The 14,793-nt window shown below is 60.3% G+C and carries 17 protein-coding genes; 13 read left to right on the forward strand and 4 right to left on the reverse strand.

The genetic code is table 11. The features are described 5' to 3' along the window. Positions 1 to 62: 62 nt before the first annotated feature. From cobO to CKW32_RS16320, 13 genes are all read left to right on the forward strand, one after another. On the forward strand, positions 63 to 674 hold the full coding sequence (gene cobO / locus CKW32_RS16260; RefSeq protein ID WP_027603802.1) for a cob(I)yrinic acid a,c-diamide adenosyltransferase: 612 nt from the start codon (positions 63 to 65) through the stop codon (positions 672 to 674). Further along, positions 671 to 1,978, forward strand: coding sequence for a cobyrinate a,c-diamide synthase (locus tag CKW32_RS16265; RefSeq protein WP_095185412.1), 1,308 nt, complete (start codon positions 671 to 673; stop codon positions 1,976 to 1,978). The genes cobO and CKW32_RS16265 overlap by 4 nt, the downstream gene beginning before the upstream one ends. Continuing rightward, positions 1,975 to 2,625 carry a 5,6-dimethylbenzimidazole synthase gene (gene bluB, locus CKW32_RS16270; protein ID WP_032887793.1) on the forward strand — a complete coding sequence of 217 codons (651 nt, stop codon included), beginning with the start codon at positions 1,975 to 1,977 and terminating at the stop codon, positions 2,623 to 2,625. The genes CKW32_RS16265 and bluB overlap by 4 nt, the downstream gene beginning before the upstream one ends. Beyond that, positions 2,622 to 3,530: an adenosylcobinamide-phosphate synthase CbiB gene (gene cbiB / locus CKW32_RS16275; RefSeq protein WP_032887795.1), complete on the forward strand. Its 909-nt coding sequence runs from the start codon at positions 2,622 to 2,624 to the stop codon at positions 3,528 to 3,530. The genes bluB and cbiB overlap by 4 nt, the downstream gene beginning before the upstream one ends. Next, the gene (cobD, locus tag CKW32_RS16280; RefSeq protein ID WP_095185413.1) at positions 3,523 to 4,512 is read left to right on the forward strand and encodes a threonine-phosphate decarboxylase CobD; all 990 of its coding nucleotides are present in this window, start codon (positions 3,523 to 3,525) and stop codon (positions 4,510 to 4,512) included. Before cbiB ends, cobD begins: the two co-directional genes overlap by 8 nt. Beyond that, positions 4,509 to 5,960 carry a cobyric acid synthase gene (locus CKW32_RS16285; RefSeq protein WP_032887800.1) on the forward strand — a complete coding sequence of 484 codons (1,452 nt, stop codon included), beginning with the start codon at positions 4,509 to 4,511 and terminating at the stop codon, positions 5,958 to 5,960. Before cobD ends, CKW32_RS16285 begins: the two co-directional genes overlap by 4 nt. A 157-nt stretch (positions 5,961 to 6,117) precedes the next feature. Then, the gene (gene cobU, locus CKW32_RS16290) at positions 6,118 to 6,639 is read left to right on the forward strand and encodes a bifunctional adenosylcobinamide kinase/adenosylcobinamide-phosphate guanylyltransferase (RefSeq protein ID WP_095185414.1); all 522 of its coding nucleotides are present in this window, start codon (positions 6,118 to 6,120) and stop codon (positions 6,637 to 6,639) included. Next, positions 6,636 to 7,691: a nicotinate-nucleotide--dimethylbenzimidazole phosphoribosyltransferase gene (cobT, locus tag CKW32_RS16295; RefSeq protein WP_095185415.1), complete on the forward strand. Its 1,056-nt coding sequence runs from the start codon at positions 6,636 to 6,638 to the stop codon at positions 7,689 to 7,691. Before cobU ends, cobT begins: the two co-directional genes overlap by 4 nt. Further along, positions 7,688 to 8,263: an alpha-ribazole phosphatase family protein gene (cobC, locus tag CKW32_RS16300; RefSeq protein WP_032887806.1), complete on the forward strand. Its 576-nt coding sequence runs from the start codon at positions 7,688 to 7,690 to the stop codon at positions 8,261 to 8,263. Before cobT ends, cobC begins: the two co-directional genes overlap by 4 nt. 2 nt (positions 8,264 to 8,265) lie before the next feature. After that, a complete protein-coding gene (locus CKW32_RS16305; protein ID WP_095185416.1) occupies positions 8,266 to 8,994 on the forward strand; it encodes an adenosylcobinamide-GDP ribazoletransferase in 729 nt (242 codons plus the stop codon). 42 nt (positions 8,995 to 9,036) lie between these two features. After that, positions 9,037 to 9,441, forward strand: a complete 405-nt coding sequence (locus CKW32_RS16310) for a MarR family winged helix-turn-helix transcriptional regulator (protein ID WP_032887810.1) — start codon at positions 9,037 to 9,039, stop codon at positions 9,439 to 9,441. 63 nt (positions 9,442 to 9,504) lie between these two features. Further along, positions 9,505 to 10,704, forward strand: coding sequence for an MFS transporter (locus tag CKW32_RS16315; RefSeq protein WP_163035004.1), 1,200 nt, complete (start codon positions 9,505 to 9,507; stop codon positions 10,702 to 10,704). A 151-nt stretch (positions 10,705 to 10,855) separates the two neighbouring features. Then, a complete protein-coding gene (locus CKW32_RS16320; protein ID WP_095185418.1) occupies positions 10,856 to 11,407 on the forward strand; it encodes a glutathione peroxidase in 552 nt (183 codons plus the stop codon). A gap of 65 nt (positions 11,408 to 11,472) precedes the next feature. On the opposite strand, the gene CKW32_RS16325 is transcribed toward CKW32_RS16320, so the two are convergent. The 4 genes from CKW32_RS16325 to CKW32_RS16345 form a co-directional block, all read right to left on the reverse strand. After that, entirely contained in the window at positions 11,473 to 12,750 is a 1,278-nt protein-coding gene (locus tag CKW32_RS16325; RefSeq protein ID WP_032887816.1) for an OmpP1/FadL family transporter, read from the reverse strand. A 146-nt stretch (positions 12,751 to 12,896) separates the two neighbouring features. Beyond that, on the reverse strand, positions 12,897 to 13,379 hold the full coding sequence (locus tag CKW32_RS16330) for a hypothetical protein (RefSeq protein ID WP_032887818.1): 483 nt from the start codon (positions 13,377 to 13,379) through the stop codon (positions 12,897 to 12,899). A gap of 281 nt (positions 13,380 to 13,660) precedes the next feature. After that, positions 13,661 to 13,885 (reverse strand): hypothetical protein, encoded by a 225-nt coding sequence (locus CKW32_RS16335; RefSeq protein WP_003175353.1) that lies wholly within the window; start codon positions 13,883 to 13,885, stop codon positions 13,661 to 13,663. Positions 13,886 to 14,328: 443 nt separating this feature from the next. Beyond that, entirely contained in the window at positions 14,329 to 14,634 is a 306-nt protein-coding gene (locus tag CKW32_RS16345) for a hypothetical protein (protein ID WP_032887819.1), read from the reverse strand. Between the last annotated feature and the right edge of the window lie 159 nt (positions 14,635 to 14,793).

Here is a 14,793-nt window from a genome sequence, read left to right on the forward strand (position 1 = left end):
TGGCTGTCTGTTTTTTCTTTTTCCTGCCCGCCGTTTTTGTCCAGCCCCAACGGAGAGCTGCCATGACCGATACCCCCGACCGCGACGAACGCCACCTGGCGCGCATGCTGCGCAAAAAAGCCGTGATCGACGAGCGCATCGCCAACTCCCCTAACGAATGCGGCTTGCTGCTGGTACTCACCGGCAACGGCAAAGGCAAGAGCAGCTCGGCGTTTGGGATGCTCGCTCGCGCTATGGGCCATGGGATGCAATGCGGTGTGGTGCAGTTCATCAAGGGGCGTAACAGCACTGGCGAAGAGTTGTTCTTCCGCCGCTTCCCCGAACAAGTGCGTTTCCACGTCATGGGCGAAGGCTTTACCTGGGAAACCCAGGACCGCCAGCGCGATATCGCCGCCGCCGAGGCAGCCTGGGCGGTATCCCGCGAACTGCTGCAAGACCCAACCATCGGCCTGGTGGTGCTGGACGAGCTGAACATAGCCCTCAAGCACGGTTACCTCGACCTGGACCAAGTGCTCAGCGACCTGCAAGCCCGCCCGCCGATGCAGCACGTGGTGGTCACTGGCCGTGGCGCTAAGCCGGAGCTGATCGAGATGGGCGACACCGTCACCGAAATGGGCATGCTCAAACACGCATTCCAGGCCGGTATCAAGGCACAGAAGGGCGTCGAACTTTGAATCAGCCCCGTCATTGCCCGGCCGTATTGATCGCCGCACCGGCGTCCGGCCAAGGCAAAACTACCGTCACCGCCGCCCTGGCCCGTTTGCACCGCAATCTGGGACGTAGGGTGCGCGTGTTCAAATGCGGTCCGGACTTTCTGGACCCGATGATCCACGAACGCGCCAGCGGTGCGCCGGTGTATCAATTGGATATGTGGATGGTGGGCGAGCAGGAAAGTCGCCGCCTGCTGTGGGAAGCGGCGGGGGAGGCTGACCTGATCCTGATCGAAGGCGTGATGGGTCTGTTCGACGGCACGCCCTCCAGTGCCGACCTGGCGCGGCATTTCGGCGTGCCGGTGCTGGGCGTGATTGATGGCACCGCCATGGCCCAAACCTTTGGTGCTCTGGCGCTGGGCCTTGCGCGCTACCAGCCGGATCTACCGTTCGCGGGCGTGTTGGCCAACCGCGTCGGCACGTTGCGTCATGCGCAATTGCTCGAAGGTAGCCTCACTGAAGGCCTGCGCTGGTACGGCGCGCTGTCCCGCGAGACGGGAATCGAGCTGCCGAGCCGTCATCTGGGCCTGGTTCAAGCCAGCGAACTGAATGACCTCGATGCACGCCTGGACGCCGCCGCCCAAGCCTTGGGCAGCAGTTGCGAAGTCGCTTTACCGCCGCCCGTGACCTTCGCCGCGCCTGAAGTGATCGAAGCTGAGCCGTTGTTGGCCGGTGTCCGCATTGCCGTGGCCCGCGACGAAGCCTTCGCCTTCACCTACGGCGCCAGTCTTGACCTGTTGCGGGCGATGGGCGCTGAGCTGACATTTTTCTCCCCGATCCACGATCGCGAATTACCTGACGCCGACAGTCTGTATCTGCCTGGCGGCTACCCGGAACTGCACCACCAGGCGTTGTCGGAAAATACTCCGATGCTCGACGCCATCCGTGCTCACCATGCGGCGGGTAAGCCGTTGCTCGCTGAGTGTGGCGGCATGCTCTACCTGCTGAACTCCCTCACCGACGTCAACGGCAACCGCGCCGAACTGCTCGGCCTGTTGCAGGGTGATGCAGTGATGCAAAAGAAACTGGCGGCCCTGGCGCTGCAAAGCGTCGAATTGCCGGAAGGCGTGCTGCGCGGCCATACCTATCACCACTCCCTGACCAGCACCGAATGGCAACCGATTGCCCGTGGTCTGAGCCCCAATGGTGGGCGCGGGGCCGAAGCGGTCTACCGACAGGGGCGGATGACGGCCTCTTACGTGCACTTCTACTTTCCGTCGAATCCGGCTGCTGTGGCCGCATTGTTTTTACCCACGATAGCGCCATGACTGACAACGCCTTCCCCCAGGCCGACCGCGATGCCGTCTACCGCGCCATTGCCGAACGCCGCGACATGCGCCACTTCAGCGGTGGCACTGTCGCCCCTGAATTGCTCCACCGCCTGCTTCAGGCCGCGCATCAGGCGCCGAGTGTCGGCCTCATGCAGCCCTGGCGTTTTATCCGCATCAGCGACCGCCACCTGCGCGGGCAGATCCAGCAACTGGTGGAAGAAGAGCGCGTGCGCACAGCCGAGGCCCTTGGCGAGCGCACCGATGAGTTCATGAGGCTCAAGGTCGAAGGCATCAACGACTGTGCCGAAGTGCTGGTGGCGGCATTGATGGATGATCGCGAGCGCCATATTTTCGGTCGGCGCACCTTGCCGGAGATGGACATGGCCTCGCTGTCCTGCGCGATCCAGAATCTGTGGCTGGCCGCTCGCGTGGAAGGCCTGGGCATGGGCTGGGTCTCGTTGTTCGAGCCCCAGGCCCTGGCCGATTTGCTGGGCCTGCCGCCCGGCGCGAAACCTCTGGCTGTGTTGTGCCTGGGGCCGGTCGCCGAGTTCTATCCGGCACCGATGTTGCAGCTCGAAGGCTGGACCGAACCGCGTCCGCTGAGTGACATGTTGTATGAGAATACGTGGGGAGTAAGTCAATGAGTGTGGCCTTGCTGTGTGTCGCTGCAGTGGCGTTGGATGCGCTACTGGGCGAGCCCAGGCGCTGGCATCCGCTGGTGGCGTTCGGCAATTTTGCCGGGCGCATCGAGCAACGTTTCAACAGTGGCGGCCGTGGCTGGCGCAGTCACGGCGTGACGGCGTGGTTTATCGCCGTGGTGCCGCTGACGCTGCTGGCCACCGCGTTGTCGTGGGCGCCGTATATCGGCTGGGTGTTGGAGATTTTGGCGTTGTACTGCGCCCTCGGTATGCGCAGCCTCGGCGAGCATGTGATGCCGGTGGCCCAGGCGTTGCGCAGCGATGACCTGGATGAAGCCCGCACGCGGGTGAGTTACCTGGTGAGCCGCCAGACCAGCGAGCTGGATCGCACCGAAGTCGCCCGCGCCGCCACCGAATCAGTATTGGAAAACGGCAGCGATGCGATATTCGCCGCGCTGTTCTGGTTCGTGGTCGCTGGCGTACCGGGCGTGGTGCTCTACCGATTGAGCAACACCCTTGATGCCATGTGGGGCTATCGCAACGAACGCTTCGAGCGCTTCGGCTGGGCCGCAGCGAAAATCGACGACGTGCTCAACTACATTCCGGCCCGCCTGGTGGCCTTGACCTACGCCGTGCTCGGCAAAACCCGCCTGGCCCTCAAATGCTGGCGCACCCAGGGCCCGACCTGGGACAGCCCCAACGCCGGGCCGGTGATGGCTGCCGGCGCAGGCGCCTTGGGTGTTGAATTGGGTGGTGCTGCGATTTATCACGGCGAAGTGCACCAGCGTCCGCCATTGGGCGAAGGCCCGGCGGCGGATGCCGACTCCATCGACCGAGGCTGGCAACTGGTGCAGCGCGGCGTATGGTTGTGGCTGCTGATCCTATGTGTGGGGGCGCAATTCTATGCTTGAACACGGTGGCCGACTGCGTAAAGCATCCATTCAATACGGGATTGCCGAGGCCGACTGGCTTGACCTGTCCAGCGGTCTCGCGCCTTGGCCCTGGCCGATCCCGCCGATCCCGCAGCGTGCCTGGGCACGATTGCCAGAGACCGACGACGGCTTGGAACAGGCTGCCAGCGAGTACTACGGGGCCGCGCATTTATTGCCGGTGCCCGGTTCCCAGGCGGCGATCCAGTTGCTGCCGCGCCTGCGCCGATCCGGCAAAGTCGGCGTGCTGTCGCCTTGCTATGCCGAGCATGCCGAAGCCTGGCGCCGCGCCGGGTATGTAGTGCGCGAGGTGCAGGAACAGGAAGTCGACTTCTTCCTCGATAGCCTCGACGTTTTGGTGGTGGTCAATCCCAACAATCCTACAGGCCAGAGCCTGACTCCCCAACGCCTGCTGGACTGGCACACACGGCTGGCCCAGCGCGGCGGCTGGCTGGTGGTGGACGAAGCGTTTATGGACGTGACGCCGGAGTTGAGTTTGGCAGGCCAGGCTCATCAGGTCGGTCTGATTGTGTTGCGCTCGTTCGGCAAGTTCTTCGGCCTGGCCGGCGTGCGTCTGGGGTTTGTGCTGGCCGAACGCAAGTTGCTCAAGTTGCTCGCTGAACAGGTCGGGCCTTGGGCCGTCAGCGGACCGACACGCGTGTTGGGGCAAGTGTGCCTGCGCGACACTGCCGGGCATACCCGTCAGCGGGCGCGTTGCGTCGAGGCAGGCGAGCGATTGTTCACGCTGCTTGAGCGCCACGGATTTCAGCCTCAGGGCGGCTGCGCGTTGTTCCAATGGCTGATCACCCCGCACGCCGAACGCATGCACGAATTCATGGCCCAGCGCGGCATCCTCTTGCGCCTGTTCGTCCACGACAGCAGCCTGCGCTTCGGCCTGCCCGACACCGAGGCCGATTGGTTGCGACTCGACGCCGCACTGGCCGCCTATAAGGATGCTTCATGAGTACGCTGATGGTGCAAGGCACCACGTCCGACGCCGGCAAAAGTACGCTGGTGACCGCGCTGTGCCGCTGGCTGGTACGCCAAGGCGTCGCAGTGGTGCCGTTCAAGCCGCAGAACATGGCGCTCAACAGTGCCGTGACGGCCGAAGGCGGCGAGATCGGCCGCGCCCAGGCGGTGCAGGCCCAGGCAGCTAATCTGGCGCCCCACACTGACATGAACCCGGTGCTGCTCAAACCCAACAGCGACACCGGTTCCCAAGTGATCATCCACGGCCGCGCCGTGACCACCATGAACGCCGTGGCCTATCACGACTACAAAGCCATCGCCATGCAGGCAGTGCTGGCCTCCCACGCACGGTTGAGCGAAGCCTATCCGGTAGTAATGGTGGAAGGCGCAGGCTCCCCGGCGGAGATCAACCTGCGCGCCAATGACATTGCCAACATGGGCTTCGCCGAAGCCGTTGACTGCCCAGTGCTGCTGATCGCCGACATCAATCGCGGCGGTGTGTTTGCCCATCTGGTCGGCACCTTGGAATTGCTTTCGCCCACCGAACAAGAGCGGGTCAAGGGCTTCGTCATCAACCGTTTTCGCGGCGATATCGCGCTGTTGCAACCCGGTTTGGATTGGCTGCAAGCACGCACTGGCAAACCGGTGGTGGGGGTTTTGCCCTACGTGATGGATTTGCACTTGGAGGCTGAAGACGGCATCGACCAGCGTCAGATCGACAAGGCGGCGCAGGTGCTCAAGGTGGTGGTGCCGGTATTGCCGCGCATCAGCAATCACACGGATTTTGACCCACTGCGCCTGCATCCTCAGGTGGATTTGCAGTTTGTCGGTCCGGGCCAGTCGATTCCTGCCGCCGACCTGATCATCCTGCCGGGCTCGAAAAGCGTGCGCAGTGATTTGGCGTATCTGCGTGCCAATGGCTGGGATACCGCCGTAGCGCGGCATTTGCGGTATGGCGGCAAGGTGCTGGGGATTTGCGGCGGGTTGCAGATGCTGGGCGAGCAGGTGCATGACCCATTAGGGCTGGAAGGAGCGGCGGGTTCCAGTGACGGGTTGGGGTTGTTGGCGTTCAGCACGACTTTGGAAGAAGAGAAGCAACTGCGCAATGTGCGGGGGCGGTTGTTGCTGGAGGATGCTGAGGTCAGCGGGTACGAGATTCATGCGGGTGTGACGTGTGGCGCTGCTCTGTCGAACGCCGCCGTGCTGCTGGAGGACGGTCGCAGTGACGGCGCGCAAAGTGCTGACGGGCAGATTCTCGGCACGTATCTGCATGGCTTGTTCGAGACCCCGGCGGCCTGCAGTGCGTTGCTGCGTTGGGCAGGGTTGCAGGATGTGCAGGAGGTGGACTACCACGCCCTGCGCGAGCGCGATATCGAACGCCTGGCCGATCTGGTGGAGAACCATTTGGACACCGATTTGTTGCGCAAACTGTGTGGGATTTAATGGTGTACACACGGTTCAAAGGTGGGAGGGGGCTTTCGGTGTACATATCCATTCTTGCGTTCGGCCAGCGTGGTTTACAGGGCGACATCAGATCAAAAGCAGGATCAAAAACGACTCGCTTCGCATCGTGGATGGGTGAATGGGTAGGGGGTGTCTCATGCTTCAACTGATTTTAGGCGGCGCTCGTTCCGGTAAAAGCCGCCTGGCCGAAAAGCTCGCCAGCGACAGCGCTTTGCCCGTCATCTATATCGCCACCAGTCAGCCGCTTGACGGCGAGATGAATGCCCGCGTTGCCTCGCATCGCGAGCGTCGCCCTGATCATTGGGGTTTGATCGAAGAGCCTGTCGAGCTGGCGCGTGTGCTACGCGAAAACGCCGCACCCGGTCGCTGCTTGCTGGTGGATTGCCTGACCCTGTGGCTGACCAATCTGCTGATGCTCGAAGACGCAGAGCGCTTGGTGTTTGAGCGCGATCAATTGCTGGAAACTCTGGCCACGCTGCCGGGGGAAATCATTTTTGTCAGCAACGAGACCGGAATGGGTGTCGTGCCGCTGGGCGAATTGACTCGCCGCTATGTGGATGAAGCCGGTTGGCTGCATCAAGCTTTGGCCGAGCGGTGTCAGCGTGTTGTCCTGACGGTTGCCGGCCTGCCCCTGACTTTGAAAGGTATTGCGTTATGACTGACACCTGGTGGCTCAACCCTTGTAAGGCGATTGACGCCTCGGCGTACGAACAGGCCTTGGCGCGCCAGCAGCAATTGACCAAGCCGGCCGGTTCCCTCGGTCAGTTGGAAGCGCTGGCCGTGCAATTGGCTGGCTTGCAGGGCCAGGTCAAACCGTCGGTTGATCACGTGTGGATTGCGATTTTTGCCGGGGATCACGGCGTGGTTGCCGAAGGTGTGTCGGCGTATCCCCAGGAAGTGACCGGGCAGATGCTGCATAACTTTGTCACCGGTGGTGCGGCCATCAGTGTATTGGCGCGGCAATTGGATGGGCAGTTGGAGGTGGTCGACCTCGGTACGGTGAACCCGTCGCTGAGCCTGCCGGGCGTGCGTCACCTGAATATCGGTGCGGGCACCGCCAACTTCGTCAAGGGCCCGGCAATGACCGTGGCTCAGGGGCAATTGGCATTGCAAGCGGGTCGCGATAGCGTGCTGCGTGCCCGTGAAAGCGGTGCGCAGTTGTTTATCGGCGGCGAAATGGGCATCGGCAACACCACCGCTGCCAGTGCGTTGGCGTGCGCGTTGCTCGATTGCCGCGTCAGCGATCTGACGGGCCCGGGTACAGGGTTGAACGCTGAAGGGGTGAGCCACAAGGTTGCCGTGATCGAACGCGCATTGGCTTTGCATGCCGGGCAGCGTGGTGACGCACTGCACACGCTGTTCAACCTGGGCGGCTTTGAGATTGCTGCGTTGGTGGGAGCTTATCTGGCGTGCGCCCAAGAAGGCGTGGTGGTGCTGGTGGATGGGTTTATCTGCACGGTCGCCGCACTGGTGGCCACGCGTCTGAATCCGGACTGCCGCGATTGGCTGTTGTTCGGCCATCGGGGCGCTGAGCCGGGTCATCGTCATGTGCTGCAAAGCCTTGATGCACAACCCTTGCTCGAACTCGGTTTGCGGCTGGGCGAAGGCAGCGGTGCCGCGTTGGCGGTACCGTTGTTGCGCCTGGCGTGTGCGCTGCACGGGCAGATGGCGACCTTTGCTGAAGCGGCCGTGGCAGACCGTCCGGCATGATTTTGCACCTGGACCTGCTGCGCCACGGCGAAACCGAGCTGGGCGGCGGCCTCCGTGGCAGCCTGGATGACGCCTTGACCGCCAAAGGCTGGGAGCAGATGCGCGCCGCCGTCATAGCGCAGGGGCCTTGGGACCGGCTCATCAGCTCGCCGCTGCAACGCTGCGCGCGCTTCGCTGATGAGTTGGCGGCGCGGCTGAAGGTGCCGGTGAGCTTGGAAAAGGACCTGCAAGAGCTGCACTTCGGCGCTTGGGAAGGACAGAGCGCGGCGGCGTTGATGGAAACCGACGCCGAAGGCTTGGGCCTGTTCTGGGCCGATCCCTATAGCTTCACGCCACCTGAGGGTGAGCCGGTCAGGGAATTTTCCGAACGTGTTTTGAGCGCCGTCTCACGCTTGCATCAGGCCTATGCTGGTGAGCGCGTGCTGTTAGTCAGTCATGGCGGGGTGATGCGTTTGCTATTGGCCCAGGCCCGAGGCTTGCCCCGCGAGCAGTTGCTGAATGTCGAAGTCGGCCATGGTGGGCTGTTCAGCTTGCAGGTCGCTGCCGATGGCGTGTTGAAGGAAGGAATCTGACGATGCTGCCGTTCTGGATCGCCCTGCAATTTCTCAGCAGCCTGCCGATTCGCTTGCCGGGCATGCCGCAGCCGCAGGAGTTGGGGCGCTCGTTGCTGTTTTATCCGGTAGTCGGGCTGCTGTTCGGGTTGCTGTTGTGGGGTTTGAATACGGCGCTGATGGGGGCGCCATTGTTGCTGCATGCCGCGCTGCTGCTGACGGCCTGGGTGCTGCTCAGTGGCGGGTTGCACTTGGATGGCCTGGCGGATAGCGCGGACGCCTGGCTCGGTGGTTTTGGCGACCGTGAGCGCACCCTGACCATCATGAAAGACCCCCGCAGTGGACCGATTGCGGTAGTCACCCTGGGCTTGGTGTTGCTGCTCAAGTTCACTGCACTGGTGGCCTTGATTGAGCAACACAACGGCGCTGCGCTCATTTTGGCACCGCTGATCGGGCGGGCCTCGATGCTGGCGTTGTTTCTGACCACTCGTTATGTGCGTGCAGGCGGATTGGGTCAGGCATTGTCGGATCATTTACCTCGGCTGGTCGGCCAACAGGTGCTAATCCTCAGTGGTCTGGCCTGCATTCTTATCGGGGGATTCAGTGGTGGGGTCGCGGTGCTGCTCGCGGCGATCTGCTTCATTGGGCTGCGCCAGTTGATGGTCAATCGCCTCGGCGGCACCACCGGCGACACCGCTGGGGCCTTGTTGGAGCTGCTGGAAGTCGCTGTATTGGTCGGTCTGGCGCTGTAACACTTTCTTGCATTTCAATAATCGCGGGTATATACACGTTCCATGCTTGCCTCCCAATGTTTATGCACCAACCTGCGACGCGCCGCCCGTGGCGTCAGCAGGCACTATGATGGCGCCCTCGACGGCTTCGGGATCAACGTTGCCCAGTATTCTTTGCTGTGTAACCTGCAGCGCCTTGATCAGCCGAGCATTTCCAGCCTAGCGGACGCCATGGGGCTGGACCGCAGCACCTTGGGGCGCAATCTCCGGGTGTTGGAGTGCGAAGGATTGGTCCAGTTGGTCGAGGGCAATGACCTGCGAAATCGCCTGGTGCTGCTGACCGAGGCCGGTGCAGAACGGCTGGCTGCGGCCTTGCCAGCCTGGGAAGCAGCGCAACAGAAATTGATCGATCAACTCGGCGCGGATAAACGCGAAACCTTGTTGGCCTTGCTGGATGAGCTCGCCTGAAGGCGAGCTTGTTCGAACATAAGCGGGTATATACCCGCGAGCGGAGAATAAGAAATGACCTCGATGTGGCGCACCAGTGGTTGGATCCTAGTGGGGAGTGCGCTGATCCTGGCGTTGTCATTGGGGGTGCGGCACGGTTTCGGCCTGTTCCTTGCGCCAATGAGCAGTGAATTCGGCTGGGGTCGAGGCACGTTCGCCTTGGCGATTGCGCTGCAGAATCTGATCTGGGGCCTGGCGCAGCCATTTGCGGGGGCGGTGGCCGACCGATTCGGCGCGACCAAAGTGGTATTTGTAGGTGGAGTGCTGTACGCCGTGGGCCTCGTGTTGATGGGCCTGTCCGATTCCGCGTGGTCGCTTTCGCTGAGTGCCGGTCTGCTGATTGGTATCGGCCTCTCTGGAACCTCGTTTTCGGTGATTCTTGGGGTCGTCGGCCGTGCCGTGGCGCCGGAAAAACGCAGCATGGCCATGGGTATTGCCAGCGCCGCAGGTTCATTCGGCCAGTTCGCTATGGTGCCCGGCACCTTAGGCTTGATCAGTTGGCTGGGCTGGTCCGCAGCACTGCTTGCGTTGGGCCTGATGGTAGCGTTGATCTTGCCGCTGGTCAGCATGCTCAAGGATCGGCCGCTGCCGGTACTGGCCGGGCAGCAGACCTTGCGCGAGGCATTGCACGAAGCCTGCGGACACTCCGGATTCTGGCTGCTGGCCTTTGGCTTTTTCGTCTGTGGTTTCCAGGTGGTGTTTATCGGTGTGCACCTGCCGGCCTATCTGGTGGATCAGCACTTGCCGGCCACCACAGGCACCACCGTGCTGGCATTGATTGGCCTGTTCAATATCGTCGGTACCTACACCGCCGGTTGGCTGGGTGGGCGTATGTCCAAGCCGCGTCTGCTGACCGGGTTGTACCTGTTGCGAGCGGTGGTGATTGTGCTGTTCCTGTGGGCGCCGGTGACCCAACTCAGCGCCTACCTGTTCGGCATGGCGATGGGCTTGCTGTGGTTGTCTACGGTGCCGCTGACCAACGGCACAGTAGCCACCTTGTTTGGCGTGCGAAATCTTTCGATGCTCGGTGGGATTGTGTTCTTGTTCCATCAGATTGGTTCGTTCCTCGGCGGTTGGTTGGGCGGGGTGGTCTATGATCGAACCGGCAACTACGATTTGATCTGGCAAGGTGCCATTGTGTTGAGCCTGCTCGCAGCCGCCCTCAATTGGCCGGTACGCGAGCGGCCGGTGGCGCGTCTACAGGCGCAAATGGAGGCGGCATGAGCCTGAAAGCACAGGGTTTATTGATTATTGCGGGGCTCATCCTGCTGGTGCTGGCATGGTGGGGCTGGCAGCGCGGCGGGCTGGCATTGATGCAACTGGGTATGTCGATCTGTTAAGTTCGATCCCTGAACTCTTGAAAGGACGTTTCGACATGCAGATGCGCTGGCTGGCTGTACCTGTGCTGATGGCGGCTTTTGGCGGTGTGGCGTTGGCTGCTGATTGCCCACCTTTGCTTGAAGGCCAATTGCCCAAACTGCGCGCGAAGGAATCCATCGACCTGTGCCAGCGCTTTGCCGGCAAGCCTTTGGTTATCGTCAACACCGCGAGCTTTTGCGGATTCGCCCCGCAGTTCAAAGGCCTCGAAGCCTTGTATCAACGCTACAAGGATCAAGGGCTGGAAGTGATCGGCGTGCCGTCCGATGACTTCAAGCAGGAAGCCAAGACCGGCGAGGAGACCGCCAAGGTCTGCTACGTGAACTACGGCGTGACCTTCACCATGACCGAGCCGCAGAAGGTCAAGGGCCCTGATGCAGTGAATCTGTTCAAGGTGTTGGCACAGCAGAGCAACGCGCCGAAGTGGAATTTCAACAAGTACGTGGTGGATCGCCAGGGTAAGGTGATTGCCGATTTTTCCAGCCTGACCAAGCCGGACAGCCCGGAGCTGATCAAGGCGGTGGAGCAGGCGATAGCGTCTAAACCCTGATCCGCGCCCAATGAAAAGCCCCGCCTCCTTTGCAGGAGAGCGGGGCTTTTTTACACCTGCCTGAATCAGAAGGTGTAGGTCATGCCCAGGCCGAAACCGTTGGCACTGTTTTCGTACTTGGCGCGATAGCTCGACGGCGCCGCAGTGTTATTGACCTTGACGTCTTCTTCCTTGAGGTAGGAATAAGCCAGGTCTACCGTCATGTTATCCATCACTTTGTAGCCCAAGCCAACACTGAAGATCGTACGGTCGCCAGTAGGAATACGTGGCGAACGGTCGGTGTTGTTGGTTGGCGACTGGTCGAAGGTCAGGCCGGTACGCAGCACGACCTGTTTGGTCAACTGGTACGAAGTACCTACGGCGTACGCCCAGGTGTCATGCCAGTTTTGTTCTTCAGTAATGTTGCTGATTCGGCTCGGGGCCAGGATGCCGCCGTTTGTACCGGTCACGCCTTCGTTGTTAACAGTGATTTCTTTCAGGCGGCTCCAGCGGGTCCAGGTTGCACCGCCGTACAGTTTCCAGGCATCGGTCAGGTCTTGAGTGACCGACAGATCGTAGGATTCTGGCGTTTCAATTTTCAACGATGCGTCGTAGCGGTTGTTACGCAGGAACCCTTGGGTCGCTGCCGGGCCGCTGACGGTCGTGTGACCCTCAAGCTTGTACTTCACTTTGGAGTGGTAGGTCAGGCCGACTCGGGTGGTATCGGTGGCTTGTACCAGTACGCCGACATTGAAGCCCAGCGCGGTATCGTCGCCCTTGATTTTGACATTGGTATCGGAGAATGCAGGGGACAAGGTCTTGTCCGATTCCAGCACGCCGGAAATCCGGTTGATCGTTGGACCAAAGCCGATCGACACACGATCGTTGAACGCGTAGCTGACAGTTGGCTGGAAGGTCATGACCTTCACTTCACTCTTGCTGCCGAAACCACGGCCCTGGAAGCCGTTTTCATAGTCGGTCACCAGGCCGAACGGTGCATACACACCGAAGCCGATGGCCCACTGATCGTCAAGTTTGTTGGTGTAGAAACCGAATGGCACGGCGGTGAACGGTACCATGTCACCTTTGTTCGAGCCGCTGGAGGCGCCGCCCGTGTCCTTGATGTTAGACGAAGCATCAATGGCAGCAACACCGCCCGTGATCTGCTGGCCATTCAGGCGAGCCATACCGGCAGGGTTACCGTAAACAGTGCTTGCATCATCGGCAGAAGAGGAGCGACCTGCGAAACCCGTACCCATCCCGCTCACGCTTTGTTCGTTCAGTGCAAAGCCGCTTGCGAACAGTTGGGAGGATGCCATGGCAACGGCGAGGCTAAGTGTGGTCTTGAGCATTACTTTTTTCATTATTAGAACTCCGTGGTGATCACCGCTGCGGAAAGTACCAATAAAATTAACATCGCGCTATAGGCTGTAATGTCGGAGATAGAGCGTTTTTGTAGGACAATCCGACCAAAATTCAGCGTTTTTGGCGAATCTTGCAAATTGCCCGGTCAGCAGGCCACGTGATTCATGGGTGAAACACAGGTTTGCCAGGTTTGGGTGAAATCTCGCAGCCTTCCTTGCGGATGAAATATTTCTTTCCAGATACGTGCCATCGCTAAAACGTCACCGGATGGAGGCAGGGCAGGGCTGTGTTGTTCCACCAGAAGCCATGCGATGGCGGTGGCGTAACGCAGGTTTACGGTGAGCTCCAATTGTGGGGCGCTGAGAAAGGCGTGTTGGCTGGCCAGCCCGCGCACCAGACTGGCACGCTCGGGGTCGAGTGCCAGGTAGGTGTCCCACAGGGCGCGATGACGGGGTTCGGTGATGCTGTACAGGCCGTGACCGCGTCGATCGTGCAAGGCGGAACCCAATTCCGACTGGCTGGCCGCGATACCCAGGAGCAGAGACTCTGCCGTTGGGCTCTGTCGGTCGAGGTACATCAGCGTCGGCCGGATTACATAACGACACAATTCACTGGCAGCGATACCCATACAAGCCTCAATCCGTGAAAGTGGTCGACGAGACCTGAGAAGGAGGGGGCTTGGCAGCAGTGGATCGGATCTCAGGCTCGCCGGAAGCGGATCACGCCGCTTGAGTTGAAGTGTAGTGTCATATTCGCGATGTAAAGGCCTGTTTTTAAAACATCTTATTCAACCAGTTATAATGTTTATATCGATTTGAACTTAGTAAAACTTCGCAATTCAGGAATCGCAGGCAATAAAAAACCCTGTGTTTTAAACAGGGTTTTTTGTGTTTCAGCGACTCGGGTCGATCAGGCAACCAGTGCCTGACGGGTACGCTCGATCACGGCCTGCAGCGGTTCTGCGCTGGAGTATTGATCGGGGTACAGGCGTTCGCTGTGACGAGCGATGCCGTGTTCGTTGACCAGTGTGAAGCTGAAGCAGCCTTTGCGAGCGGCCATGATCAGGCAGTTCATTGGGGCAAAAGCATTAGTGAGGGTGCGAATGGCATCCTGAGTATGGATTTGAGCGTTCATATTATTGGTGTTCCTACAAATGACACGGATTAAGAGCCGTGCAACGTTAAAACGTTCCAGTAACGTTGATCACCATTGATCAAACGAAGAACCTGACTGGAACAAAGCAGCCAGTTTGAAGCGCTAATAAGTTAGGCGCGCTTGGGCTGGCAGGTAGGTACTTAGGAGGGCAGGCAGCACAACAGGGGCAAAGGTTCTGGGCCCAGGGTGAAGATCCTGATCAATTTGCAGGTTGGTTCGGTCAGAGTATGGAAACTTCGCGACACCCTTTGCTTGTTCAAAGGCAATGTCGTCGCAAGTGATACCTGGAAACCTTCGAGGTGGTCGATCCCGTGTTGTTCAGGGGAGTTGTTCGACCAGAATTGACTTTCAGCTTGGTACTAACGCCGCGGATAGTAACGGAATGAAACAGGTAATGGAAGTGTGTTACCAAAAAACTTCAATCAGCCAGCCAGCAGGCTGCGGTAGACCAGTACGGTGATAGCTGCGGCCATCGAACAGCCCAGCCCATAGGCGGCTAAGGTCAGGCGCAGTGATTGGCCGGTCTCAACGACCTTCATCACATCGCGCATATCGTTGATGCGGCCTTCGCCGAGCTCGATGCACAGGCTTATGGCCGTGAAAGCGGCCGACAGCAAGATAGCGATGGCGAACAGCGCGCCATCTGGCGATGGCAGCGCGGCATTAATCCACAATGAGATGGCGCAGATGGCCAGTAACAGCACAGCGAATAACAGAATTCCTTTCATCGACCTAGTCCGCATTGCGTTGCCCGTCGGGCAGTGTGGAGAGCCGGTAAAGATTTGAAAAGTCCCCAATTGGCTTCGCGGTAACGTTTTTGAAGGCAGTCGCTCCAAAAAAAGCCGGGGATATAACCATCGGATCGGTACTTGTGCACATTGGTTGCG

Origin of the sequence: Pseudomonas sp. Irchel 3H9 (genome assembly GCF_900187495.1) — a bacterium.
Classification (GTDB): domain Bacteria; phylum Pseudomonadota; class Gammaproteobacteria; order Pseudomonadales; family Pseudomonadaceae; genus Aquipseudomonas; species Aquipseudomonas sivasensis.